The 25,767-nt window shown below is 60.5% G+C and carries 24 protein-coding genes; 11 read left to right on the forward strand and 13 right to left on the reverse strand.

Features of this window, described 5'->3' with window-relative positions; all coding sequences use genetic code 11:
* Positions 1-471, forward strand: a complete 471-nt coding sequence (gene cynS, locus CGA22_RS15075; protein ID WP_041024129.1) for a cyanase — start codon at positions 1-3, stop codon at positions 469-471.
* 111 nt (positions 472-582) lie between these two features.
* Positions 583-837, forward strand: a complete 255-nt coding sequence (locus CGA22_RS15080; RefSeq protein WP_041024130.1) for a DUF2790 domain-containing protein — start codon at positions 583-585, stop codon at positions 835-837.
* Between the two features lie 1,035 nt (positions 838-1,872).
* On the opposite strand, the gene CGA22_RS15085 is transcribed toward CGA22_RS15080, so the two are convergent.
* Positions 1,873-2,349 carry a DUF1348 family protein gene (locus tag CGA22_RS15085; protein WP_041024132.1) on the reverse strand — a complete coding sequence of 159 codons (477 nt, stop codon included), beginning with the start codon at positions 2,347-2,349 and terminating at the stop codon, positions 1,873-1,875.
* Positions 2,350-2,602: 253 nt separating this feature from the next.
* Complete coding sequence (locus tag CGA22_RS15090) at positions 2,603-3,160, reverse strand: TetR/AcrR family transcriptional regulator (RefSeq protein WP_041024133.1); 558 nt, start codon at positions 3,158-3,160, stop codon at positions 2,603-2,605.
* Between the two features lie 446 nt (positions 3,161-3,606).
* Here CGA22_RS15090 and CGA22_RS15095 point away from each other — a divergent pair, with 446 nt between their 5' ends.
* From CGA22_RS15095 to CGA22_RS15115, 5 genes are all read left to right on the forward strand, one after another.
* The gene (locus tag CGA22_RS15095) at positions 3,607-5,232 is read left to right on the forward strand and encodes a methyl-accepting chemotaxis protein (protein ID WP_041024134.1); all 1,626 of its coding nucleotides are present in this window, start codon (positions 3,607-3,609) and stop codon (positions 5,230-5,232) included.
* Between the two features lie 221 nt (positions 5,233-5,453).
* Positions 5,454-6,152: an AzlC family ABC transporter permease gene (locus CGA22_RS15100; protein ID WP_041024135.1), complete on the forward strand. Its 699-nt coding sequence runs from the start codon at positions 5,454-5,456 to the stop codon at positions 6,150-6,152.
* Positions 6,149-6,460 carry an AzlD domain-containing protein gene (locus CGA22_RS15105; protein WP_041024136.1) on the forward strand — a complete coding sequence of 104 codons (312 nt, stop codon included), beginning with the start codon at positions 6,149-6,151 and terminating at the stop codon, positions 6,458-6,460. The genes CGA22_RS15100 and CGA22_RS15105 overlap by 4 nt, the downstream gene beginning before the upstream one ends.
* Before the next feature lie 8 nt (positions 6,461-6,468).
* A complete protein-coding gene (locus CGA22_RS15110; protein WP_041024137.1) occupies positions 6,469-7,296 on the forward strand; it encodes an AraC family transcriptional regulator in 828 nt (275 codons plus the stop codon).
* Positions 7,297-7,688: 392 nt separating this feature from the next.
* Positions 7,689-9,260, forward strand: a complete 1,572-nt coding sequence (locus CGA22_RS15115; protein ID WP_052435186.1) for a sensor domain-containing diguanylate cyclase — start codon at positions 7,689-7,691, stop codon at positions 9,258-9,260.
* A 46-nt stretch (positions 9,261-9,306) separates the two neighbouring features.
* On the opposite strand, the gene CGA22_RS15120 is transcribed toward CGA22_RS15115, so the two are convergent.
* Positions 9,307-9,861: a helix-turn-helix domain-containing protein gene (locus CGA22_RS15120; protein ID WP_177329283.1), complete on the reverse strand. Its 555-nt coding sequence runs from the start codon at positions 9,859-9,861 to the stop codon at positions 9,307-9,309.
* 140 nt (positions 9,862-10,001) lie between these two features.
* Here CGA22_RS15120 and CGA22_RS15125 point away from each other — a divergent pair, with 140 nt between their 5' ends.
* Positions 10,002-10,262, forward strand: coding sequence for a hypothetical protein (locus tag CGA22_RS15125; protein ID WP_052435187.1), 261 nt, complete (start codon positions 10,002-10,004; stop codon positions 10,260-10,262).
* Between the two features lie 42 nt (positions 10,263-10,304).
* Here CGA22_RS15125 and CGA22_RS15130 read toward each other — a convergent pair whose 3' ends face one another.
* Together CGA22_RS15130 and CGA22_RS15135 are read right to left on the reverse strand one after the other, a co-directional pair.
* Positions 10,305-11,402: a P1 family peptidase gene (locus CGA22_RS15130; protein ID WP_041024139.1), complete on the reverse strand. Its 1,098-nt coding sequence runs from the start codon at positions 11,400-11,402 to the stop codon at positions 10,305-10,307.
* Positions 11,403-11,414: 12 nt separating this feature from the next.
* A complete protein-coding gene (locus CGA22_RS15135) occupies positions 11,415-12,779 on the reverse strand; it encodes an APC family permease (protein WP_041024140.1) in 1,365 nt (454 codons plus the stop codon).
* A 196-nt stretch (positions 12,780-12,975) separates the two neighbouring features.
* On the opposite strand from CGA22_RS15135, the gene CGA22_RS15140 reads away from it, so the two are divergent.
* Positions 12,976-13,755, forward strand: a complete 780-nt coding sequence (locus CGA22_RS15140; protein ID WP_041024141.1) for a helix-turn-helix transcriptional regulator — start codon at positions 12,976-12,978, stop codon at positions 13,753-13,755.
* 51 nt (positions 13,756-13,806) lie between these two features.
* On the opposite strand, the gene map is transcribed toward CGA22_RS15140, so the two are convergent.
* From map to CGA22_RS15165, 5 genes are all read right to left on the reverse strand, one after another.
* Positions 13,807-14,574 (reverse strand): type I methionyl aminopeptidase, encoded by a 768-nt coding sequence (map, locus tag CGA22_RS15145; RefSeq protein ID WP_041024142.1) that lies wholly within the window; start codon positions 14,572-14,574, stop codon positions 13,807-13,809.
* A 2-nt stretch (positions 14,575-14,576) separates the two neighbouring features.
* Entirely contained in the window at positions 14,577-14,783 is a 207-nt protein-coding gene (locus tag CGA22_RS15150; protein WP_041024143.1) for a ParD-like family protein, read from the reverse strand.
* A gap of 337 nt (positions 14,784-15,120) precedes the next feature.
* Entirely contained in the window at positions 15,121-16,998 is a 1,878-nt protein-coding gene (locus CGA22_RS15155; protein ID WP_223194783.1) for an FUSC family protein, read from the reverse strand.
* Positions 16,999-17,063: 65 nt separating this feature from the next.
* Complete coding sequence (locus tag CGA22_RS15160; protein ID WP_041024146.1) at positions 17,064-17,972, reverse strand: HlyD family secretion protein; 909 nt, start codon at positions 17,970-17,972, stop codon at positions 17,064-17,066.
* 10 nt (positions 17,973-17,982) lie between these two features.
* The gene (locus CGA22_RS15165) at positions 17,983-18,300 is read right to left on the reverse strand and encodes a DUF1656 domain-containing protein (RefSeq protein ID WP_156996966.1); all 318 of its coding nucleotides are present in this window, start codon (positions 18,298-18,300) and stop codon (positions 17,983-17,985) included.
* On the opposite strand from CGA22_RS15165, the gene CGA22_RS15170 reads away from it, so the two are divergent.
* A complete protein-coding gene (locus CGA22_RS15170) occupies positions 18,299-19,093 on the forward strand; it encodes an AraC family transcriptional regulator (protein ID WP_041024147.1) in 795 nt (264 codons plus the stop codon). The two genes, CGA22_RS15165 and CGA22_RS15170, sit on opposite strands and share 2 nt — an antisense overlap.
* A gap of 48 nt (positions 19,094-19,141) precedes the next feature.
* Here the strand turns inward: CGA22_RS15170 and CGA22_RS15175 are convergent, their stop codons facing one another.
* The 3 genes from CGA22_RS15175 to CGA22_RS15185 all read right to left on the reverse strand — a co-directional run bounded on the left by CGA22_RS15175 (position 19,142) and on the right by CGA22_RS15185 (position 22,242).
* Positions 19,142-19,753 (reverse strand): aspartyl/asparaginyl beta-hydroxylase domain-containing protein, encoded by a 612-nt coding sequence (locus CGA22_RS15175; protein WP_024780235.1) that lies wholly within the window; start codon positions 19,751-19,753, stop codon positions 19,142-19,144.
* A 117-nt stretch (positions 19,754-19,870) separates the two neighbouring features.
* Positions 19,871-21,241 (reverse strand): MFS transporter, encoded by a 1,371-nt coding sequence (locus CGA22_RS15180; RefSeq protein WP_041024148.1) that lies wholly within the window; start codon positions 21,239-21,241, stop codon positions 19,871-19,873.
* Positions 21,238-22,242, reverse strand: a complete 1,005-nt coding sequence (locus CGA22_RS15185) for a cupin-like domain-containing protein (RefSeq protein ID WP_041024149.1) — start codon at positions 22,240-22,242, stop codon at positions 21,238-21,240. Before CGA22_RS15185 ends, CGA22_RS15180 begins: the two co-directional genes overlap by 4 nt.
* A 365-nt stretch (positions 22,243-22,607) precedes the next feature.
* Between CGA22_RS15185 and CGA22_RS15190 the strand changes: the two genes are divergently transcribed.
* Positions 22,608-25,767 (forward strand): non-ribosomal peptide synthetase (locus CGA22_RS15190; RefSeq protein WP_188258637.1); only part of this gene is annotated, 3,160 nt, incomplete at its 3' end.

Genomic DNA, 25,767 nt, shown 5'->3' on the forward strand with positions numbered 1-25,767 from the left:
ATGATCCAGACTCAAGCCACCCGCACCGCGCGCCAAGAACTGACCGAAACCATCATTTTGGCTAAGGCTCGCAAGGACCTGTCCTTCGCCGAGATCGTTGACGGCACCGGCCTGTCCGAAGCCTTCGTCACTGCCGCCCTGCTCGGCCAGCATCCGCTGCCTTCCAGCGCCGCCCATGTCGTGGGCAAGAAACTCGAGCTTGATGCTGATCAAGTCGCTTTGCTGCAATCGATGCCAGTTCGCGGCAGTTTTTTTGACGGCGTACCGTCCGACCCGACTATCTACCGTTTCTACGAAATGATGTCGGTATACGGCACCACCCTCAAAGCTCTGGTTCACGAAAAGTTCGGCGACGGCATCATCAGTGCCATCAACTTCAAGCTGGACATCAAGAAAGTCGAAGATCCGGAGGGCGGCCATCGCGCCGTTATCACCTTGGACGGCAAGTACCTGCCCACCAAGCCTTTCTGATGTAAGTCAGCCCGGCGTCTGACGGCAACCGGGCTACACCTCAACCCTTTTTACGACTGAGCACCGCTCAAGTGCTTTGGTCTTCTCACGCCCTCACTACAGGTGTTCACTATGAAACGGTTACTCGCTTTACTCCTAGGCTGCATTGGCTCTGTCGCTATGGCCGATGAGCAAGATACTCAGACTGCGCATATTACGGTCGAGCCCTATCGCTACTCTCAACACTTGGACATCGCTCACATTGTGTCTATTACTCAGATACCCGATAGCTGCGATGTAGTGCCGGCGCAGATGACTTATGACGACTCCAAGGGCGACCGGCACATCATGGAGTACCACGTTATAGGTACCGGCTGTACGAATTGACTCTTCTCCCGTCCGCTCATCTGGCGCTAGATCGCTCGGCGCCAGGGACGGGGGCTCAAACACCCGCTGTCTCCTGTCCTTCTTAAAAAATAACCCTTCGCTACTTGCGCCCATACAGCGCGCTTCCCGCCTCTACTCGGCAGTAATAGCACGGAAGTGCATTTACTCAGGCCGTATCCACTACCAAGAACCGCCAACGGCTGACTGACAAAATCCAGCTCATCGCGAATTCCCGCTTGCTACAAACGGAGTAGCGAGAGGAAATCAGCCAACGTGGCACTTCTGTCACTCTCATGTCGGCGTAACGCAAAATCAGAAGCGGAACCCTGACCTTGAATCCTCTATTCGGGCCAGCACACCTTGCCGTGTCTTCAGGCAGGGACGTCATACGACCACGAGCGCTGTTGCTTGAGCGAGACGGATTGCGTTCAGTCTATGAATGCAGCAGTCATCAGCGCGCCCCCACTTGGCTGCGCATGGATCTGAGGAACAACTTGCTACCATCTCGTGCATTACGACGGGGAATCAGTTGCCGTCGTTAAGAATAGGGCCACAGCACCGCGCCGACTGGACTTGATTCATATAGTCCACATCAATCATGGAACATCACATTGAGAATCGAGTAAACAAAAGTGCAGGTAACTCTATTTCCCTAAACGGTAGTGCCTGAAAATTACGCACCTCTCGTCTGTCCCGCCGGTACTGATGCCTGCTTTAGCCGGCTGCCCTCAGAACCCTTACGAAGCCTTTGCAGCCTCATGGGTGGACCTGATGGAGCAGGCATTGCTAGAGGACTTCAGTAATAGACTCATGGCTGAAAAAACTGCGACCGCTAGACCTTTCGCGAAGCGGACGGTGAGGATCGTTGGCAGGCGGAAAAGCTGGATAGGACCGGCAAAGAATTGGAGGATAAAGCTTGGAGGGATTGCGGGCGGTTACGGGTTAGAGGATTTTTGATGAAGAAATTATTTATAGCGTTGGGCTCAAAAACCGACCTGAGCCTTTTCAACGAAAGGATCAGGTCGGTTGAGATATTTACAGACCGAGGTCAGACAGGCTTGGATGGTCATCTGGGCGGCGTCCCAGTGGCCAATGGAACTTGCGTTCGCTCTCCTTGATGGGCATGTCGTTCACGCAGGCGAAGCGACGGTGCATCAAGCCATCCGCTTCGAATTCCCAGTTTTCGTTACCGTAAGAGCGGAACCAGTTACCTGAATCATCATGCCACTCGTATGCGTAACGTACAGCGATGCGGTTGTCGGTAAACGCCCAGAGTTCTTTGATCAGACGATAATCAAGCTCTTTTCTCCATTTGCGAGTAAGGAAACCTTTGGCTTCTTCGCGATTGGTAGCAAATTCCGCTCGGTTGCGCCATTTGGTATCCAGTGTATAGGCAAGCGATACTTTTTCGGGATCGCGGCTGTTCCAGCCATCTTCAGCGAGTCGGACTTTCTCAATCGCCGTTTCACGAGTGAACGGAGGAAGTGGCGGACGAGTTTGTGCATTGGACATGATAGTGCCTCCAGGACAATTGGATGTATCGGTTTATTTAACGTTTTCGGAACTCAGCAAAACGGTACAACTTTATTTCAACGATTATCATCACAACGTCAACGCGTCATGATAATCGCGATTTACATCAGCATCTAAACAATCTAGCTATGCGAACGGGTACGAGCAGCCACGCAGACTAATATGCGTCAGGGGCATATTTGAACCGCACGCCTTGCGAAGATGTCAGAAAGTCAATTTCTTGCAGCGACACCTATTTAATCAGCAACTGTGCAACTTCTTTTGCGTCATCGACGGCACTGTAATCGCCCATCACGTGCGCCATGGTGATTGCGCCTTCAATTAATATGAGTAGTTGTCTCGCCAAGACGACTGGGTGCTCCGTATTCAACTGCTCGGTCAGCTCGAGTGTGTAATTGAGTAATTTCTGCTTATGCAGTTTGGCAATATGGCGAATAGGATCATCGGGATCCCCAACTTCTCCTGCTGTATTAATGAAAGCGCAGCCTCGAAATCCGTCTGACTCAAACCATCCCTTGAGCACCGTAAAGATATTAAGAATACGACCTTGCGGAGTTTCCGCTCTATTGCATTCCATTCTGAACCATTGCATCCAACGTACATCACGAGCATTCAGTGCAGCAGCTGCCACTTCATCTTTGGTCGCAAAATAGCGATAAATACTTTTACGAGCTACACCTGAGGTCTTCACCAGAAGATCCATGCCTGTCGCATGAATGCCATTCTGATAAATAAGTTTCTCAGCGGTCGTTAGAATTTTTTCTCGGGTATCTGTCATTTTCATCTCCATGGACTCAATGTAGAACGATCGTTCTCCTCGGTCAAGCTTCGCTTGAATTTTTTTTGAGCGACTGTCGAGCGCTGACTATACGAGGGACCGCGTAGCCGGGCCTGATGCATCCAGTCTGCGATAAAAAACCGTGTCGCTCATTTTCTCGAACTGCACTGGCCGGCTTTTTCTGCTGCATCAGCCCCAGCTCTTTGATGGTGTTGGCAGCAAACTCGATGAACGCTGAATGTCCGCTTCTGGCCGCTTTCTACCACTCGCGAGAGGCTACAGCCGACCAGAAGCCTGGAGTCGCTCCAGCGCTGCTCGACTGAATCTCGGGCCATCTCATCATTCTCAAAAAAACCACAAATAGCTCACAGAATTTTCATCCGCTTTCGCCAACCCTGTAATCGCTGGCGAAGGGCCAGCTCTCGAAGGCGTTATGTGATACGCCACCGGAGCCAAACATGAATCTGAGATCGCTCAATATCGCGCGCAGAGCTGCATTCTGCTTTGGTGTCATCACTTTGCTTTTGATCGGGCTGGGAGGCTTCTCCTACGTTCAAATCGGCCACTTGCGCACCGCGGAACAAGACATAGAAGAAAACTCACTGCCTAGCATTCAAGTGGTCGATGACATTCAAATTGCGCTTCTACACGCTCGCCTCGAGAGCATCAGGATGCTGGCCAGCACCGATCCCTCAGTCAAAAGCGCGTCGCAAGCCAAAGTACGACAAGCCATGGAGACCCTACAGTCGCGCAGCGAATACTATCGACAGAATCTGATGACAGGCGATAAGGACCGCGCCCTGTTCGATGACGCCCAAACCGCGATGAACACCTACATCGATGGATTGAAGCAAGTCATTGCATTGGACACTTCCGACCATGACAAGGCCGTTGCCTTTGCCAACTCCGAGCAGGCAAATCGCGCCACTGCCTATCAAGAAAAACTCACGCTCATGCGCGAGCTGAACGCAAAAGAGGCGGAGCAGTCAGGCGCCATTGCGACGGCAGTGTATGACCATAGCGTCAACGTCCTGATGATTGTGGTAATCGTCGCGCTGATTCTCACGGTCTTCCTCGCTATCGCCTTGACCCGCAGCATTGTCAACCCGATCAACACATCGCTGAAACTGGCTGAAGACATTGCCGAAGGGGATCTGACCCGGCAGTTGGAGGTCACCGGAAAAGATGAAGCATCCCGCTTGATGCAGGCGCTCAACATCATGTCGGAGAAGCTGCGGCGAACCGTTCTGGAGATTTCGGGTGCGTCTACTCAACTGAGCACCGCCGCCGTCGAAATGACGTCCATCACTGAAAGCGCCGACCGGACATTGCAGCAACAAAACAGCGAAATCGAGCAAGCCGCTACCGCAGTCAACGAGATGAGTGCGGCCGTTGAAGAAGTGGCTCGCAATGCTACGTCAACCTCCCAGGCAGCCCAGCAGTCGAGCCTGTCGGCAGACCTGGGCAATGAACGTGTCACTGAAACCCTGGCGGCCATGCGCAACCTGACGAGCCTGGTGGAAGGTTCATCCGCACAGGTGCTGGCGCTGGCCGGCCAAGCCCAGGACATCAGCAAAGTGTTGAGCGTCATCCGGGGCATTGCCGAGCAGACCAATCTCCTGGCATTGAATGCCGCCATCGAAGCGGCTCGGGCAGGCGAGCAAGGTCGAGGCTTTGCAGTGGTTGCCGACGAAGTGCGCGCCCTGGCACATCGTACGCAAACCTCCACCCAGGAAATCGAACAGATGATCGCGGCGATCCAGGCAGGCTCTTCTGCAACGGTGGAGTCGATGCACAAAAGCACCCAGGAGGTGCATAGCACCCGGAAAACCGCCGAAGACGCCGGGCAATCCTTGCAGCAAATCACCCATGCCGTACTGGAGATAAACGAACGCAACCTGCAAATCGCAACGGCGTCCGAGCAACAGGCGCATGTAGCGCGTGATGTGGATCGAAGCCTGGTCAGCATTCGCGATCTGGCGGTGCAAAGCAGCGAAGGAACCCGTCAAACCCTCGTTGCCAGTAACGAGCTGTCGCAACTCGCGGTGAACCTGAACAACCTGGTGCTGCGGTTCAAGACGTGACTGCCTCGTTGTCTTCCTGGAAGGTCCGAGCAGGGTCTTCCAGGGAGCGTCAAATCACCGACCTGGTCCCATTTGCAAGCGGGTATGCTCCCTGCCCGTGATGGGGCTACATCAGCAGCCGAAGGTCGAGGGTGCTCAACGTCCAAACAGCAATATCGTTCAATACGGCAACCGCACAATCCTGGATTCTGAACCCCCTTCATAATCGATGTGCACTGCTCATGCGCTCCACCCTTTCGCCTTACCAAGCCTTCTGGAAAGGCTCGATGGCTGTGATTCCATTGTCCCTGGCCTGTGCTCCCTGGGGCTTGCTGGTTGGGTCATTGGCGATCGATGCCCAGATGACGCCTCTCGAAAGCCAGGGCTTCTCGGCCATCGTTTTTGCCGGTGCCGCCCAACTCGTCGCCATCGGCATGATCAAGACAGGGGCCAGCCTGTCCTCGATCCTTGTGACAACCCTTCTCCTGACGTCCCAGCACCTGCTTTACGGTTTGCACATGCGTGCCACCCTTTCCTCGCTTTCTTCACGATGGAGAATAGGCCTCGGCTTTCTTTTGACCGACGAGTTTTTCGCGCTGAACAGCCAGTACGATCAAAAGACTTTCAGCCGCTGGTTTGCCCTGGGTGTCGGACTCAGCTTTTACCTGGCGTGGAATGTGTTCACCCTGGCAGGGATCCTGTTGGGCAAGAGCATTCCGAACCTTGAATCGCTCGGGTTGGAGTTTTCCATCGCTGCGACCTTCATCGCGTTGGTCACCCCCGTGGTGAAATCGGTCCCGACGATCGTGTGTGTGTTCGTATCCCTTGCCTGCTCGGTGCTGTTCAGTTATTTGCGTTGGGAGTCTGCGCTGGTGGTGTCGGGGTTGGCTGGCATGACGGCGGGCTTCGTCTGCAAACGGCTCCTGGAGGGACGCTCATGATCCTCGCCGTTATCGCTGGAATGGGTGCGACTGTCTTCCTGAACCGCTACCTGTTCCTGGAGCCACGCTTACCGTTTAGACTGAGCCAGGGCACCCGGGATTTCCTTTCCTTCGCGGTGCCAGGGATGCTGACGGCGATCTGCGGGCCCATCATTTTCATGCCAGGCCATACGCTGAGCCTGAGCGTTCTGAATCCCTATCTGCTGGGCGGGCTCTGCACCGTGGGTCTCATGCTCTGGACGGGACGGGTGCTGACGAGCGTCCTGGTCAGCATGGGCTGCTTCTACCTGTTCAGGTCGATATTCTGAGGTGAACCGTGGCCAGCAAGATTGAAAACACGCGTTTCTGGCAAGCCTCAAGCCTGGGTGGCGTGGAATTGCTGCACGCCCAATATTACCAGCAGCGCTTCACCCCTCACGTCCACGACAGTTTTGTCATCTCGGTCATCGAGTCGGGGGCGCAGCGGTTTCGGCATCGAGGCAGTGAACACGTTGCCCCTATCGGTAGCGTGGTGCTGATCAATCCGGATGAGTTGCATACCGGCGCAACCGCCCACCATGAGGGATGGCGCTACCGAGGTTTTTACCCCACGTTGACGCAGCTTGCCGAGGTCCTGGCTGAGCTGGATATGCGTTTCAATGGCTCTCCTCGCTTTATCAGCAGCGTATTGACCGATTCAGACGTGGCGCGAGCGTTCAGTAACGTTCATCTGTTTGCAGAACATGAGGCTTCGGAATTGCTGCAGCAAACCGCCTGGAGGGAAGCCACGCTGATGCTGTTCCAGCGGTATGCCGGAATAGGTTCGGTCGCAGCGCCAGGAAATGAGCCTGTAGCGGTGCGCAGAGCCAGGGAAATATTGCTTGCGCGCCTGGCGTTCCCCCCTTCCCTTGAGGAGCTTGCCTCCAGCGTCGGTCTCTCGCCCTTTCACTTTGCCCGCGTGTTTCGCAAGGCAACCGGGCTGCCGCCCCATAGCTGGGTCACGCAAAAGCGCCTGGCTTGTGCGCTAGTGTTATTGAAGCAAGGTCTTGCGCCGTCCAGGGTCGCCGCGGAGCTCGGCTTTGCTGATCAGAGCCACCTTACCCGGCAGTTCAAACAGGCTTTTGGCATAGGGCCAGGTGCTTACCGGTCTGCCATGGTGGGTTGAGGCGGGAGGCGGCGCCAGCGCGCGTGATCCCTGTCGGCCTGGGCACCGGGCATTATTTTACCGGTACGCCCGCAACTCACGCCCCCTCACTGTTCAACTGACAAAGTGAACACAAGGACTTTCAACGTCTTTGCAGGAATCGGTCAAAATGACGACCATGCCCTAGCCCATTCCGCAACCGATATCAGCCGATTTGGCATTTTCAGCACGGGTGTCTAGTCTCCCCATAGCGTGCCCATCTTCGGTGAGGAGCATTGATTTGATCTGGAGCGCGTGAGCGGCTTCGATGGCTCTCGCCAGCCAGGAAGTACGGAACTGCTGACTTTGAAGGATCGAGTGGTACCACGACCGTCAAAGCCGCCACAAAGGACCAGGACGGTGCAAACCTACCCATGAAGCCCCTCGAGGAATCCATTGCCCCTGGCGAGGTAGCGGCCACGCAGGCATCCTATCCCACTGCCCGGGAATTCGCGGCGAATCGTTTCGCCTACTTTCTGCTGGTCCTCGCGGTGACGTCGGTACTGGGTTTGGGGCTGATTTACCTGGCCAGCAGCTATCACCAGCAATTCGCCGAAGCCGGCAAGGACAATGCCGACCTCGTCCATGCATTGTCGCAGCAAGCCGAAGACTCCCTGACCCAGATCGAAGTACTGTCCATTGGCATTCTTGAGCGCATCGAGGTCGACGGCGTCGATAAATTCCAGCGCCCGCGCATGAATCGCCTGTTCAAGAGTCAGGTCCTGGCCATGCCGCAGTTGGCGGGTCTGTTTGTCTATGGCCGATCCGGTGAGTGGTTGAGCACCGACAAGGACACGTACCCGCCTTCGGCCAATAACGCCGACCGTGAATACTTCAAATACCACCAGGCTCACCCCGACGACCAGGGGCTGCACTTGGGCCCGGTGATCCGGAGCCGTTCCACCGGCGATCTGGTCATCCCGGTTTCCAGGCGAATCAACGGTCCGGACGGTGCATTCGCCGGCGTATTCCTGGCCACCCTGCGCGTGGATTATTTCATTCGTTTCTACAACGAGTTCCTGTCCAACGGGAACACCGTCGTGGTGCTTGCACTGGCGGATGGCACGGTGCTGACCCGTGCCCCGTTCATGGCATCGGCGGTGGGCCAGAGCTTGGCGTCCGGTGAGATCTTCAGCCGGCACCTGCCCGTGGCAACGTCCGGCACAGTCATGGTGCCGTCGGTGTTGGACAAGGTCGATAAGTTGTTCAGCTATCAACTGAACCCGCGCTATCCATTGTTCATGTCGGTCGGGGTGACCAAGAGCAGCCTGATGCAACCCTGGTACACCGAGGCCGCTATCGCCGTCGCCGTGATCCTGATCCTGCTGCTCTGCCTGGCCTACTGCGGCAAGGCCCTCCTGCGGCAAATCAGGTATGTGATGCAAGCCGAGTCATCACTGCAAGCGGCTCACGTGGCGCTGCAGAAGGTGGCCACCCAGGATGCCCTGACGGGGCTGTTCAACCGCCGCCATCTCGATACCATACTGCCCATCGAGATGAGCCGCAGCCGTCGTAATGGCCGCCCGCTCGGGCTGATCATGATCGACATCGACTATTTCAAGCGCTTCAACGACCTGTACGGCCATGTCGAGGGCGACAGGTGTTTGACAGAAGTCGGCGCTGCGGTGATGAACAGCATGCGTCGCCCGGGTGATATCGCCGTTCGTTATGGCGGTGAGGAACTCCTGGTGCTGCTGCCGGATACAGATCCCGCCGGGACTTACCAGATCGCCACGCGCATCCATCGCGCTATCCACCAGTTGAACATCCACCACGCGGCGAGCCCTTCGCAACGGGTCACGGCCAGTCTCGGCTGGAGCATTCTTGCCCCACAAGACCAGGCCACCACCGACAAGAAATTCGTCATGGCGGCGGATGAAGCGCTGTACCAGGCCAAGGGTGCCGGGCGCGACCGGATCTTTCCGGCGCTGACGGACATGGCCTAGCCGCCCCGGGAAGGCGGACCGATATCACGAACCGATGTTCTGCCCTTTATGACTCCAGGGTGTCGCCGGTATAGCTGCAGAGGCCGCTTGTCACCCGAAAAGCCTGGCGATAGGCAGAAGGTGACGTGTCAACGGTGTGCAGGAAATGCTGGCGCAAGGAAACGGACGAACCAAACCCGACCTCCGCGGCGACGCGTTCGATGGGCAAGTCGGTGGTTTCCAGCAGGCACTGGGCACGGTCCACACGGGCCTGGATCATCCATTGCACGGGGCTGATGCCCATCTGCTCGGTGAAACGACATTGAGCGTCCTGACGCTCACCTTGGCATAGGCGGCCATCTCGGCCACGTCGATGGGCAGGCTCAAGCGTTCGTCGAGCCATTGCAGCAGCAATGCGCGTGCCCTGGGCATGGGCCTCGCGGATCGCGTCGAGCACGGCCGGCGCCACCATGTCCTGAAGGTTGGCCAGCCCCGGCACGACCAGCGTGTCGGCGCCTCGCACCTCGTCGAGCGAATGGCGGACGCGCAGATCGAAAGCCTGGGTCGTGACGCTCGAAGTGGCGGCGCAGACGCGTACCTGATAGGCCGCGGCATGGGCCAATTCCACACGCTCGAAGAGTTCGCAGGGCGATCCTGGGCGCCTGCCTGCCTTTCGGCGGCTTCTTCATGGCCAGGGCAATGTTGCGCGACGCCACGCTGCATGGACCGGCATGACGCCATGCTTTATCTGAGCTCAAGGCGATGCATATTTTCTTCGTACTGCTCTGGGTATCGGGCATGGTCGTACAAGCCCTCACGTTGGCTGCCGCGCGAAAACTGCCCGGCTCGGCATTACCCCAGGAGTTGCTGAGGTTGCGCCAGTTGCACAAGTGGGAGCGCAGGCTGACGACGCCGGCCATGGTGCTGGCCATGGGCAGCGGCACCTGGAGGTGGGTCAGGGTGCAACAGCGAGTCGGCACCTCCACCGCGGCCAGGCGCGAGCGGTTGTGGATGACCTTGTAACGGCGCGCGGATCCGGGCGACCGAAGGCGATGCTCAGGGTGTTCAAGGCCGCCAACCCACTTTCTCCAGCGCTTGCAGCAAGCGAGTGCCCTCCAGGGCCGGCACCTCGCGCCCGTCCGCAGCATGCATGGCTCGGCCGGCAAGCAAGGCATTGACGATGGCCTCCTCCACCGCTTCGGCCGCTGCGGCGAACAATGGCGAGATATGGTCGTTGTTGACCATTGCCACCTGAGCCGTCTTCGGCAAGTCCCGCCGGTTGTAATCGGCTGGCGCCAATCCGGTATTTCCCGTCGAGAAAGCCAGGAAGATGTCGCCGCTGGAGTCGTCGGTCCCGCCGCCAGTCCGGGCGACACCCAGCGAAGCCCGCTGTGCCAGGCGCTGGCACTGGTGGGGCAGCAAGGGCGCATCGGTGGCGAGCACGACCACGATGGAGCCCATGCCGGGCGTGTCCTGCTCGGCGTAGGGCGACGGCAGGTCCAGCAGCGCCCGGCCCACCGGATATCCGTCGACCCTGAGTTCACGGCGTTGCCCATGATTGGCTTGCACGAAGGCCCCCAGTGTCCATCCGCCCTGCTCCGCCGACAGCTTTCGCGAGGCGGTACCGATCCCGCCCTTGAACTCATGGCAAATCATGCCTGTCCCTCCACCGACCGCGCCTTCGGCGACAGGCCCGGCGTCCACGGCGGCCAAGGCTTGCTGTACCAGGTCCGCATTCACGTGCTGGCCCCAGATGTCGTTCAACACGCCGTCGTAGGTTTCCATCACCACGGGCATGCACCAGTAAACGGAGCTATCAGCCAATGTCGCATGCTCATGGGCGATCAGCGCATCGCGCACCACGCCAACACTATGGGTATTGGTGGTTGCGATCGGCGTGGTTAGCAGCCCCGCTTCACGAATCCATTCCAGGCCGGTGGCATCGCCGTTGCCATTGAGTACATGGCAGCCGGCGAAACACGGCTGAAAACGCGCGGCACCGCCGCGTGGCTCGATCACGCTCACACCGGTGCGCACCGGTTTCCCGTCGTAGACCGTATCCAGCGTCCCATGGCCGACCCGGACGCCAGGCACGTCGGTGATAGCGTTGTTCGGGCCGGGTTGGCCCAGGCCCACGGTGATGCCAAAGTCACGTGCTCGCATGTTGTCTCTCGTTCAGAGTTTCTGGAACGCCGGGCTCAGCTTGCCGTACGTTGTGTAAAGCAGCACGGAAGTCACCAGGATTCCCAGCAGGATGAAAATGTCGCGGGACGAAGCGCTGCTCAGCAAGGAGGTCAGCAGGTACCCCGCCCCCACCACGGCCGCCAGCGCTGGAGCAGGCCACAGCGGCATCCGGTACGGGTGCTCGCGGTCACAGCGCAGCACACGGCTGAACAATGCGCACAGGCCGACGATCAGGTATACGCACAGGATCAGCAGGACGGTGAAGGAAGTCAGTTCCGCCAGGTTCGAACTGAAGGTCAATGCGGCGGAAGGCACGGCCAGGAACAGCGTCGCCAGCCAGGGCGAGTCCCATCGAGGGTGAATGCGGGTGAAGGCGCGGTTCAGGGTCGGCATCCACAGCTCATCGCGACCACTGCTGTAGATCACCCGGCCGATCTGGATCACCAAGGCAACGATGGCGTTGAACACGGAGAGGAAGATGCCGGCACTCACCAGCCGTGACAGCGTCTCGTTGCCATGGACCGTCAGCAGATAGCCGATCGGATCAGGGCTGGCCAACATCTGTTCGAGGGATGGCGCGCCCACCAGGAGTGCGACCAGCGGGATCAGCTCGATGCTGACCACCAGTACCAGCGACCACAACACCGCCCTGGGGATACCGCGGCCGCCGCACTTCATGTCCTCTGCGAGCAGCACGGCGCCGCCGTAGCCGTTGAAAGAGAACAATGCGGTGCCGACCGCACCGATGACCAGTGCCCAGGGTGCTGCGTGCAGGAGCCCATTGTCGAGCGCAACGGGGCTGAACAGGCTGCCGATGGGTTGCTGCGCATGGCCGAAGCCCAGCACCACGATCACCATCAGGGCCGCCACCTCGAGAAACAGACAGGCACCCGTGACCCAGGCATTGAGCTTGATATTCAGGATGCCGAGCAGGTAACTCAGCGCGACGATGACCAGGGCGACCGTCTGCCCATCGAACTGGGTGCCCAGTGCCGCATTGAGGTAGGTGGCCGCTCCCGTTGCCAGGACGGGTGGAATGAACAGCAGCATTGCGAGCACGGTCAGGAACGTGGTATAGCCGGCCATGCCACCGAACACTCGCTTGGCGAACACGTACTCCCCACCCGCGGCGCTGTGGGCTCGACCCAGTTCCGCGTAGCACAGCGCAAACATCAGCGCCAACACCCCGCCGAGCACGAATGCCCAGATGACCCCGGTACCGGCCTGGGCGATGGCAAAGGGCGCGATGACAAACACGGAGCTGGCGGGTGTCACAGAGGAGACGGTGATCGCAACGACATCAGGGACGCTCAGGGTGGGTTTGAGCTCGGAGGGTGGCGCACTGTGGGACGTCATATGTTCATTCCTCTCGTTTGTTATATGAGTTAGGAGGCAGAACGAAAATGCGATGCGTGACGGGCTCGCCGGCCCGCTTGGTAGGGATGGACTGTAGGCAGCTGTCCTCTACCGGACAATTCCCCCTAAGGGGTACCCCCGTTGACAGCTTCATGGAATCGAGCACCAATGCCCTCCTCGCGCCAAGGAAACCGCCGTGGACATTCTCTTTCATGAAGTTGTCAGTCATACCGCTCTGGCTCGGGCAATCGAGCAGATCGGCAGTCCCAGGTTCTGGCGTCAGATCATCCTGGTGCTACGCCAATGGGTGCCGTTCGACAACGCCCTGGCGATCCACTTTCCTGCCCAGGCCGCGCCCCATGTGCTTGCCGAGTACGACGCGGCACCGGCACCGGCGGCGAGTGAACTGTACCTGGATGGCCTGTACCTGCTCGACCCTTTCTACCAGGCCGCTCGCGAAGGGCTGGTCAGCGGTTTTTATCACCTGGAAGAAGTCGCTCCGGATCACTTCCGGCAAACGGATTACTACCTCAATTACTTCAAGGAACATGTGCTGGAAGATGAGGTGCAATACTTATTGCAGTTGCCGGACGGCGTGCTGTCATTGTCCTTGGGCATGCGCCGCGCCTTTGACCCGGACGAGTTGGGCAAACTGACGCTGGTCAGCTCATGGGTGTCGGCCTTGCTCAAGCTCAACTGGACCCGCAGCGGGATCTCGGTGCCGCTGCTGCCCCCGGTCGGCGATGCACTGGCGAAATTTGGCAAAGGTGTGCTTTCGGAACGGGAGCTTGAAATCGCTCGCCTGATTCTTCGCGGCTATTCGTCGAAGGCGATGGCGCAGCGGCTCGGGATCTCCCCTGAAACTATCAAGGCACACCGGCGGCATCTCTACGCAAAGCTGGACATTTCCTCTCACCCGGAACTGTTCTCGATGTTTATCCGCGAGCTGGGCTACTCCGAAGAACCAGGTACCTGAGCATGCATGCCATGGACAGCATCATGACTTCGCGATGCCCATCCAGACCATTCAGACCCTGTCCACCTCATCCGAGCGCAACGTCAGCACCGATACCCCCGAAGACGTCACCGCAACGGTGTGCTCGAATTGCGCGGAAAGCGCCCCGTCCCGGGTCACCACCGTCCAGCCATCAGCCTGGGTCCTGACGTGGCTGGTGCCTTGGTTGAGCATGGGCTCGATGGTGAACACCATCCCCTCGCGCAGCACCAGGCCGGTGCCGGGCTTGCCGAAATGCAGCACCTGGGGTTCTTCGTGCATTTGCTGGCCGATGCCATGGCCACAGTATTCACGCACCACTGAGTAACCGTTGCGCTTGGCGTGATGTTCGATGGCTGCGCCAATGTCACCCAACCGCCCGCCTGGGCGTACCGCGCGGATGCCTCGCCACATCGCATCGTATGTGACCTGGACCAGGTGCCGGGCAGCGGCGCTGACGTTACCGATAAGGTAAGTCTTGCTGGAGTCGGCGATATAGCCATTCTTTTCCAGGGTGATGTCGAAATTGACGATATCGCCATCGCGCAGAATCCTGGAGGACGATGGCACGCCGTGGCAAACCTCCTCGTTTACCGAGCAGTTGAGCACGAATGCAAAGCCATACTGCCCCTTGCTCGCCGGTCGGGCCTTGAGCTCGTCGACGATGAACCGCTCCACCATGGCATCGACCTGGAGGGTCGACATCCCCGCGAGCGCGGTTTGATCCAGCAGCTCGAACACAGACGCCAGGAGTCGGCCGGATTCCGCCAACAGCGCCACCTGTTCCGGACTTTTGACCATGCTCAACTCATCACCAGTGGCTGGGCGCGCACGCCCGCGCTGTCGAGCTCACGGCGGATGACTTCGTTGAAGGTCAGCTCCGGGTTCATCTCGCACAACATGCCGACCTTGATCCAGAAAGCCGCCTGCGCGTTGATGGAGCGACAAGACACCTTGGTGGCCCGGCGCAGTTGATCATGCAGTTCGTCGTCGATGTTCACGATGCCCATTGGGGTCGCCCTCTATACGTTTCATATATTGTAAGCATATGCTTCGTATCAGCGAAAACCAAGATTAATCATTGAACATTTGTGTTGGCAGCCCTGACGATCAGTGCTGCCGGCGGTGATCAGCTTGCCGAAGAAGTTTTTCCTTTCCCGGCCGTAGGTGCCCTGGTCTCTGAGTAATGCCCACCCGCAGGGCGTGTCTGCTCCTGTTTGAAGGACTGCTGCCGGCGCTCCAGCGCATCAGCGCCGTCCGAGGCCTGTGCGACCCACGGAACAGACATGATCAAGCCGAACAGTATCCGAATAAAAAGTGGCTCCATTTCATTTCACCTTGGTTGTGTTAACGAAAGCTTTTGCGGATATCCGCGCTTGCAACGCTTGCATAGGTTTCGAGCAGCCTCGCCAACTCCAGATAGCCAGCCGCCAGGTCATGGGCCCCGAGGCGGGTCAGTGATCTTGACGTTCGACGTGCCTGGGCCGCGCCGATCACTGGTTGGGAAGCGTGCTTCGAAATCCGTCGGTCGCCCCTTCGCGCGCACTTGCCGAGCGACGATTCAGGCTCCAGATCGCGGGTTTTGTGTTGCAGTCGCAACAACTGTCTGCTCAATTGCAGGGCCGTCACGCCGGCCCGCGCAGCCTGCTGGTCATCTGCCCCCGACAGCGCCTGCAAGGTCACCCATCGGTGCTGCTGTCTTGCCTGCCACTTGAGAAGGTCCATCCGGTGTCCATGACGAAGCAGCCGCTGGGTGTCCTTGTGCATCGCCCTCCTCAGGACGTCAGGGTGGCTGTGGGGTTTTCCCGGCAGCAGCTGGAAGGCCAACAGACATATGGCAAGCGCCACGATCCAGGCGAGAGCCTGGTTGGCGAAGTCGGCGAAGTCGTACCGGGCGGCCAGGCCTGTGCTGACGAGCGTGTTGAAGCCGATCAGATAAGCGATGCCTTGCAGGGCATGACGCGGACGGGTCGTGGCCTGAATCCCCACGGCCCAGAACGCAATCATCACGACTGTGAGCAATGCGAGCCCGCTGATGTGCGGCAACACCAGGAACTTGCACGCCGCTGCCGCCACTATTGCGTAGACGGTGCCCTCGAAGAAGCGGGCCAGGCCTTGGACGGGCGCCGGGCTGGTGGCCAGCAAGGTGCAGCACGGCCCCGATACCGCCAGCAACGTTGGTCCCTGGTCCCAGGCGGACAGGTACCAGAAAGCTGCGGTTGCCAACGTCACCAACAGCGCTCGCAAGCCGTTACGCAGCGCGTCGCCATAATGTCGGTGGAAACCCACCGCGCGAGCGGACGTCTGAGGCGCCTGCTCGAGGCTGGCGAAGCTCGACAAGGCGCTGGACAGGTCTGCCAATTGTTCCTTCAAGCGCTGTTGGCTCGTGTTGTTTTCCGGCAATTGCGCAAGACGGTGTTGCATCTCCCGGACACGATCGGCCGCCACGCAAAAGCCAGGCGATGCGTTGGCCAGCTGTTGCAGGTCCATGCCCGTTCGGGCGAACGAAGGCGAAACACACCGTTGGGTCTCGCCTCCGTCCAAGACCACGGCATGCAGATACGCCAGCCCTGCCTGCAGGGCCGCAAGCCTGGAACGGATCAGCAAGGACTCACCTCGGCCGATTCCGAGCAGCTCGTCCACCTTGCTGATGTCGATGGCGAGCGGGCGTTGCGCAATCGCCGGATCCGCACTGTGTTCCCCCTTGAATCGCGTGGCCAGCAACCGCACGGTGCGAGAGCAGACGTCCTGGAGGGCCCGGTTCAGTTTGGGCTCGACGGTCTTGCGGCTGAACAAGGTGGCCACCAGGCTCAGGCTCAACACCCCCAGTGCGACCGCCGTGCAGCGCGCGACGATATGATCGAAACCCAACTGCGGCGTGACGATGGCGGGGCCCAGGGCAAGGCAGACCGTGTAGCCGGCGACAACGGCCGCCGTGGCGTGATAGTGCCGAAGCAGGGTCATGGCCCCCACACAGAGACCGAGCCATACCCCGATCCCGAGGATGAACAGCAACATTTTCTGGGCGAACATGCCGGTCAGGAGCAACGCGACGGCCAGCCCCACCACGGTTCCCAGGACCCGATTGAACCCCTTGCCGACCACCGTGCCCTGAAGTGGATGGATCAGCAGCAACACCGTCGAAGCCGCCGAGAATGGCGCCTCCAGGTGTAACTGGAAACCCAGCCATAGCGCCAGAGAGGCCGCCGCAAGACTGCGCAACATGTAGCCCGATGTCTGGGGGCTCCATGATCCCGCCAACGCGCCAAGCATTCGCAATGCGCGCCCCCTCACAGGAACGCCTGAAGCCACTGCGTCAGCCTCCAACGTGGCGCAGCCCCAACCTCGACGACCTCGACGCTGGCGGTCATCCCCGCTGCCAGCTCCACGTCCGGCGGTATCTGGTCCAGTTCGATTCGCACAGGCACCCGTTGGGCCAGGCGTATCCAGCTGAACGTCGGCGCCACTTGAGGCAAACCATTGTTGCCGCGCTGTTCGTTGCCGTCGGCGATACCCCTGCCCATGCTTGCGACATGTCCTTCGAGCAACGGCGAAAAGCCCATGAGCTTGATCGACGCCGTAGCGCCCACTCGAATACCCGCCAACTTGGTCTCTTCGAAGTACCCGGTGACCCAGAAGCTATGGCTGTCGACCACAAAGATATTGGTCTCGCCCGTCGAGGCGTAGTCACCCGGCTGAAGGCGCAGTTGGGTCACGTATCCGTCTACCGGAGAGCGAATGGTCGTGCGGTCCAGGTCAAGCCGCGCCTGGGCCAGCTGGCTCTGGGCGGCGTCCAGACGCGCCCTGGCCACCGCCAGGTCCCGGGCCGCATTGTCGATCTCCTCCCGCGCAATGGCATCACCGAGCTGGTTGCGACGCTTGAGCTGTGCGCTGCGCTGTTCGAAGACGCTGCGCGCCTCGGCTAGCTCGGCCGTGCGCTGTTGCTGGGCAAGCAGATAGGCGCTGCGGTCGATCTGATAAAGCAAGTCACCCTTGGCAACCCACTGGTTGTCTCCCACGAGCAGTTGTTCAACCTGGCCAGACACCTCGGGGGCAATACGAATGACGTGCGCGCTGACCCGCCCGTCCCGCGTCCAGGGGGCCAGCTCATAAGCGCGCCACAACTGCGTGCAGAACAGCAGCGCAATCAGGCCGAGCCCAAGGGTGACGAACATTTTGAGGAGTTGATTGATGGTCATCGCGCCGCCCTCAACACTTCAGGACCAGGATCGAGAGGACGATCAGCGACACGAAGAAACGCGTCATGCTCGGGTGCCAGGTCCAATCCAGCCAACTCCGCGCGCTCCGCTCCAGCACCCCGTACACCAAGGTGGCAACGCCCAGATAGAGCAGCAAGGGTGGAAGGTAGAGGTGGGCAACTGTGATTTCGCTCAGCATCGGTTGATTCTCGCCGTAGGCAATCACCTTGATGGCCTTGATGACGATGGTAGGGACTGCGAGATCCTGCCGATATTGAGTATGCTGCCAACCTATAATCAAATTCGGACAATCCGGATGGAGTGCCATGAACGAGACGAATCGCTATGCGGTTGATCAATTCGAACTGGATAGCTTCGACCAGCCCGCCGTCGCGCTGATGCTGGAGAGCCAGCGGAACGACACCGAGTTTCCCGTGCACACGCACCGCAAGGGCCAACTGGTGGTGGCTTATCACGGGGGCATCGTATGCACCGTAGAGGATGGTGTCTGGATGGTGCCGTCGGGATTCGGCGTATGGATTCCGGGCGGCATCGCCCACAGCAATCGGGTGACCGCCAACGGCAAGATCGGTTATCTGTTCGTAGAGCCCGGCGCCGCCGCTTTACCGGAGAAATGCTGCACGCTGGTGCTTTCCCCCTTGGTCCTGGAGTTGATCCTGCACCTAAGTGTCCAGGCTCAGAACTATCCGCCCGCCTCTGCCAACGCACGCGTGGCGAGCGTACTCCTCGAACAATTGGCGCTGGCCCCCTCGGAACAGCTGTACCTGCCGCTTCCCGCCGCCACGCAGTTGCGTTTCATCGCCCGCGGCCTGGCCCAGGACCCGTCAAATCGCTGCACCATGGCCCAGTGGGCACGCCAGGTCGCCATGAGCGAGCGATCCCTGGCGCGCCTGGTCAAGAGCGAAACGGGGCTGACCTTTGGCCAATGGCGCAAGCAATGGCAAATCATCGTGGCGTTGCAGAACCTTGCCGAAGGTGAGTCGGTGCAACGAACCGCAGAAGCGCTCGGGTACGAATCCGTCAGTTCGTTCATCAGTATGTTCCGTAAGACACTGGGCTCGCCGCCGGCTCGTTATATCAGAAGCACCGCGATGCGTTAGCCGGAACCGCGCAAGCCAAGTGCAAGTACAGACACGTCACGGTGCACCTCACGCCGCCATGTGCTTCTCACGATAGAACTCAAGATAAAGCACGGTGCGGTGAGCCCGGGATGCGTTGACGGCGAAGTGGTCGAGGGAGCCATCGAAGATCACCAGGTTGCCGTTGGTGCTCTGGTTGAAGTTGCCATTGACGTTGAGGTAGGCATAGTTCTGGGTGGTCGGGGCATCGATGGTCAGTTGCATGTGCAGCAGGCCTTCTTCCCAAGTGCCGGTATGCGAGTGGGTGCCAAGGAAAACGTTCGGCTCCATGCGCAGCAAGGCGCAGAGCTTGATCCCGGGGATCTTGCTCAGCAGGTCGATGGTCCCGGGCATGGCGGCGCGGGCATAGGGGATCGGGGTGTCATAGGCGACCAGGCCGTATTGGGTCCATTCCGGCATGACGTCCATGTCGTCGCCCCAGCCCCAGAGCCAGCCATACTCACCGCCGGCCTCCATGTGCGCGGCCACTTCATCGACGATCTCGGTGATCGACTTGCCCACGCGGTTGATGGTCAGGGTCGGTGCATCGAGGGCCAGGAACTCCTCGCGGATCACTTCCCAGTTGTCGGCCAGGTTCTTGAGGTGCGGAAAACGGCTGGAATCATAAAACGACGGGCGCATAGGTGCTCCTTTTGTTGAGGGTTGTCGATTCCGGTGGCGATGAGGGGCGCAGCGGACCAGCCTGGGAAGGTTGACCCAGCGGGCCCGGCCTGTCTGTCACGGGAATCCGGTACAGCATCACAGCGGGTCGACCTGTGGGCCGTCGGCCATCCGCACCACGGCCATCGGCGTGGGCGCCTCGTCCAGGCGGCGCATCGGTGCGTAGAGAAGAACGCCCAGCGGCAGCAGCGCAAACAGCGCCCCGGCGACCACGAACAGCATCCCCACGCCACGCCCTGGACCTGTCCCCAGCCAGCGCCCGATCGAATCGGCGTACAGGCCGCCCGGCATCAGCGCCGGCTGGAACCAATGGTCGACCAGGAAGCCGCCGACGATGACGGCCAGGCTGGTGGCGGCAATGGTCAACATGCTGATCAAGGCAAACACACTGGCGCGGCTGCCGGAGGGAATCCTGCGCATCCACAGCGCGTTCACACTGGCATCGGCGATGCTCGCCATGGTGATCGCGACGAACGCCAGGGCGCAGTAGGCCACGGCCTGCGAGACCATCCCCAGGGCAACGACGCACCCCGCCAGCAACAGGTCGGCCACCGCCACCATCGCCATCAACCGGCGCGGATTGCCCATGGAAATCAACAACCCCGCACCGGCCAGACCACCCAGGGCCGCCCAGGTATAGGCCATGCCCAGGACCTGGCTGCCCAGGGTCGACAACAGCAACGGCGTCATCATCAACGTCGCCAGGGCCAACAGCGCGCTACGCATCATGGTGTACACCAGCAGCCCCGCCATCAGGCGCTCGGCGACGAAGAACTTCAATGCCGCGGCGACATTGCCCAGGGCACCGCCGAACACCGTGCCCTTGGTCATCGTGTCGTGATGGGCCGCTACCGGCCGTACATGGGAAAACGCCTTGATCACCAACAGCGTGCCGGAGCAGAACGTCACCAGATCCACCGCCAGAATCGTCACCAGCCCGGCCTTCGCCATGATCGCCCCCGCCAGCAGCGGCGCCACCAGGGCCGAAGCGTTCTTGCTGATGCTGATCAGCCCCGAGGCCCGGGTGAATTTATCCGGGGCGACAATCGTGCTGACGGCCGCCTGGTACGCCGGCTTGCGGAACGCGCTGACAATCGACGCCAGGCAATTGAAGATATACAGGTGCAACGGCTCCAACCGCTCGAACCAGAGCAACGCCATGACGCCCAGCAACAGCACCGCCAGGCTGACATCGCAACAGACAATGATGACCCGGTGACTGATCCGGTCGGCCAGCCCTCCCGCCAGCGGCAGGAACAGTACGGCCGGCAAGGTGGCCGCCAGTACCACGTTGGCGAACGCCACCGCCGAGCCGGTGTGGGTGTACACCCAGACGCCGAGGGCGAACTCCATCAGCGCCGTGCCGATGACCGCCAGGGATTCGCCACACCAGAGGAAGTAGAAACCCCGCCCCAGATCGAAGCCCCTGCGGTCGCTCACCAGGCTCATGTGCGCACATCGCGGGAGGTGGCGACATCGACCAACTTGCTCATCAGTCGATAGACCAGGGAATACGCCACCGCGCCAAGCACCAGGGGCGCATAACGGGAAAACAGATAGGTGCGCAACACCCGCCTGGCGATGGGCGAACTGATGTTGCCGCTGACATGCAAAGGGGTCGGGAACGTGGCCGCGACCGTGGCGCCGAATGCGTCGTCCATCGACTGGACCGCATGCCACCAGTAGACCGGGATGTACAACGCATCGCCCGGCTCCACCACCGTGCGCAGGGCACGCAGGTCCAGCGTTCCGGGGAAGCGCCCGGTATCGATGTCGTACAGGTAGCCCGCTTCTTCGATCACCGGTCGCAGCGCCCGCCAACTCTTCTCGTCCGGCGGCAGCAGCAGGACCTCCTTGGCCCCGACCACCTGGGCCATGAACGTCTCGTCGGTGACATGGAAGTGCCAATCGGTGTAGGAGTTGCGATACAGGAAACTGCGATGGGGAGGATAGGCCCGGGTCTTGCCCAACTGAGGCATGAACGGCAGGCCACCGACGTCCCCCTTCATCCGCTCGATGGCCGAGCCTTCCGAGAAACGGCAACTGTCGGCCACCAGCGGCGAATCGCCCTCCCCCAGGCTGTCGAGAAACTCATGGAACGGCATGTCCCGGTAGACCGTGTTCGCGTACTCGGTCAGCTCGGCCTTGACCTTGGGATTGGACCAGCCGATGACTTCCGAGACGATCTGCGAGCGGACCACCACTTTACTGTTGTGCGAGTGAGCCTTGAGGTAGTCCAGGCGATTCCACTTGTGGAAAGCCGGCCAGTGCCGCACGGCATTCTTGATCAGGCAGGGCCGGTTGCGATCGACGTAGCGGCGGGTGAAATCCTCTTTGGAAATCGCCAGCGCATCGATCACTTCGACCGCCCCTGCCTGCGGGTGATTGGGAAAACGGGACAGGCTCCAGAACTTGGAGACCGGACGATCCGATTCGGCGATCAGTGGCATGTTCAACCCTCGCAAACTCACTCAGGGTCGTTGGTATAACAGACTCGCGCGACCACGCCCAAGCGCCGCACGGCCGCGTTTCCCGTCGTTGTCCCTGCTTCCCATGACAGACATCGGGAAACGGATCCTCTAATTTTTCCCCACCTTGTGAAGGGACATCAGGCGTGACCGGACGGCAGGACGGCCCATCGACAGCCGCACCACAGCCCCCCCGACGCCCCCCCTTGCATCAGGCGCCTGCCTACGGCCCCGATGTCCCTCTCCACGACTATTTGCATCCGCCGATTGGCAGTCGCCCAGGCCTTCATGCACCGCCATTCGAACGGAGACAAACCTCAATTGATTCTGCCTGCAGGTGCTCCGAAATGGATTCGTCGACCGAAAAGCTGCCCACGCAAGACTGCGCCACCCACGAACTGGCCTCCGTCCAGCAGGGCATCTGGCTCGACCAGATCGCGCACCCGGACCTGCCCTACTACAACATCGGCATGTCCTTGGAGATCAAGGGCGAAATCGACATACCGCTGTTCGAGAAAGCCATCGAGCTGGTCGCCAACAACCATGACGCCTTGCGGCTGAGCTTCAGCCATGAAGGTGGTATCGGCCGCCAACGGGTCTTGCCCGAGGTCAAGGTCAAGCTGGACGTCGTGGAGTTTTCCGAGGCCGAAGCCGATGCCGGACTGGCGATGGAGTACCTGCGCAACGCCTTCCGCCAACCGTTCCCGGAATTGACCGGCCAGCTCTGGGAAGCGCGCATGGTGCGTTGTGGCCCGAACCGTCACTACTGGCTCAACCGTTATCACCACCTGGTCACCGACGGTATCGGCGTGGCGTTGATCGGCCATGCCGTGGGCGCCGCCTACAACGGCTTGCTGGCCGGCAACGATGAAGTCGCCCAAGGGCATTCCTACCTGTCGTTCCTGGAGGACGACCGGGCCTACCTGCAATCGTCGCGCTACGAGCGCGACCGCGAGTTCTGGCAGGAAACCTACGCACAATTGCCACCGTCGCTGCTGCAACGCCGGGCCGACTTCAAGACCGGCCAGGCCAATGAACTGGCTCCCAGCGCGCAAGTCCAGGCGATGCTGCCGCGGGCGCTCTACAACGACCTGACGCAGTTCGCCAGCGAGCGCAGCCTGTCGGTGGCTCATGTGTTGATCAGCGTGGTCGCCACCTATTTCTGCCGTACCGTGGGCGTCGATGAGATGGTCATCGGCATGCCCGTGCACAACCGCACCAACGCTCGCACCAAGGAAACCGCAGGGATGTTTTCCTCGGTGAGCCCGATTCGCCTGCCCGTCGATCTCGACGCCTCGTTGCTGGACCTGATGCACGCCGCCGGCGGCCAACTGCGCCGCTGCTACCGCCACCAGCGCTTCCCGATTGCCGAACTCAACCGCATCCTGCGCCTCGCACAGGCCGGGCGTCGGCAACTGTTCGACGTTTCGCTGTCATTCGAAAGCCTGGACGGTGACGACCAGTTCGGCGGCACCTCTTCCACCGTCATCACCATGGACAACGGCTACGAACAGACGCCCATGGCGATCTTCGTGCGTGACTACCACCCATTCGAAGACGTGCACCTGGACTTCAACTTCAACACCGCCTACTACAGCGTGGAAGAAGCCCGTCTTCTGCAACAACGCATCGTCTCGATGCTCGAAGCGGTACTTGAGCAGCATGACACGCCGGTGGGCGACTACCCGCTGATGAGCGCGGCCGAACGCCAGCGCCTGCAAGTCGAGTTCAATGCCACCGCCCGCGAGTATCCGCGGGACGTGTTGATCCACAGGCTGTTCGAACAGCAGGCCGAGCAACGTCCCCATAACTGTGCCGTACGCGGCGACAGCGGGCCGCTGCTCAGCTACGAACAACTCAACCGCCAGGCCAACCAGCTCGCTCATCGCCTGATCGAACTGGGGGTCAAGCCGGATGACCGCGTGGCCGTGAGCCTCAAGCGCGGCCCGGAAATGGTCGTCGCCCTGCTGGGGATTCTCAAGGCCGGTGGCGCTTACGTGCCCATCGACCCGGACCTGCCGAGCGCACGCCAGGCCTACATGCTCGACGACAGTCGTCCCCGTGCCGTACTCAGTAGCCGGGCCTTGCTGGAGCAGTTGCCGGCGTTGGCAATCCCGGTGCTGGTGCTCGATGACGACGAGCGTGTCGAACAGCCCGAACACAACCCGGACCCTCGCACCCTGGGCCTGACCACGAAGCATTTGGCCTACGTGCTCTACACCTCGGGCTCCACCGGCACCCCCAAGGGGGTAATGAATGAACACCTCGGCGTGGTCAACCGCTTGCTCTGGGCCCGGGACCAGTACGGCGTCGACGCCAGCGACCGGATCCTGCAAAAGACCCCGTTCGGTTTCGACGTGTCGGTCTGGGAGTTCTTCCTGCCGTTGCTGGCCGGCGCCGAGCTGGTCATGGCCCGTCCTGGCGGCCACCAGGAGCCGGACTACCTGGCCCGGGTGATGCGCGAGGCGAGCATCACCATGCTGCATTTCGTGCCGTCGATGCTCGACCTGTTCCTGGAGCACCGCGACAGCCAGGATTTCCCTGCCCTGCGTCGCGTGCTGTGCAGTGGTGAGGCCCTGCCCCGTGCTCTGCAACGGCGTTTCGAACGGCAACTGACGGGTGTTGAACTGCATAACCTCTACGGCCCGACCGAGGCGGCCATCGACGTCACCGCCTGGCACTGCCGCCCTGGCGATCCCGGCGAGAGCGTGCCCATCGGCAAACCGATTGCCAACATCCAGATGCACGTGCTCGACGCCCGTGGCAAACCGCAGCCGCTGGGGATCGCCGGGGAAATCCACATCGGTGGCATCGGCGTTGCCCGGGGCTATCTGAACCAGCCGGAACTGAGCGCCGAGCGCTTCATTGCCGACCCGTTCAGCAACGAGCAGGACGCCCGCCTGTACAAGACCGGTGACCTCGGACGCTGGCTGGCCAACGGCGCGCTGGAGTACCTGGGCCGCAATGACTTCCAGGTGAAGATCCGCGGTTTGCGCATCGAGATCGGCGAAGTCGAAGCCGCCCTGGCGCTGTGCCCCGGTGTCCGCGAAGTGGTGGTGATTGCCCGGGAAGACCATCCCGGCCAACCCGAGAGCAAGCGCCTGGTGGCCTATGTCTGCGGTGAACCGGTTCCGGCCGAGCAACTGCGCAGCGCCCTGCTCAAGCACCTGCCCGAGTACATGGTGCCCAGCGCCTTCGTGCACCTGGACGCCCTGCCCCTCACCGCCAACGGCAAGCTCGACCGTCGCGCCCTGCCCGAGCCCGGCCTGGAAGCCCTCGCCAGCAAGGCCTACGAAGCGCCGCAAGGTGACACCGAGATCGCCATCGCCGAGATCTGGAAAAACCTGCTGCACCTGGATCAGGTCGGCCGTCACGACGGTTTCCTCGAACTCGGTGGCCATTCCCTGCTGACCGTGCAACTGCAAGCCCGCCTGCACCAGGACCTCGGCGCCGAGATCGACCTGCGCACCCTGTTCGCCCAGACCTCCCTGAGCGAACTGGCCCGAC

The sequence above is a fragment of the Pseudomonas sp. PSB18 genome (assembly GCF_014596565.1).
Taxonomy (GTDB): Bacteria; Pseudomonadota; Gammaproteobacteria; order Pseudomonadales; family Pseudomonadaceae; genus Aquipseudomonas.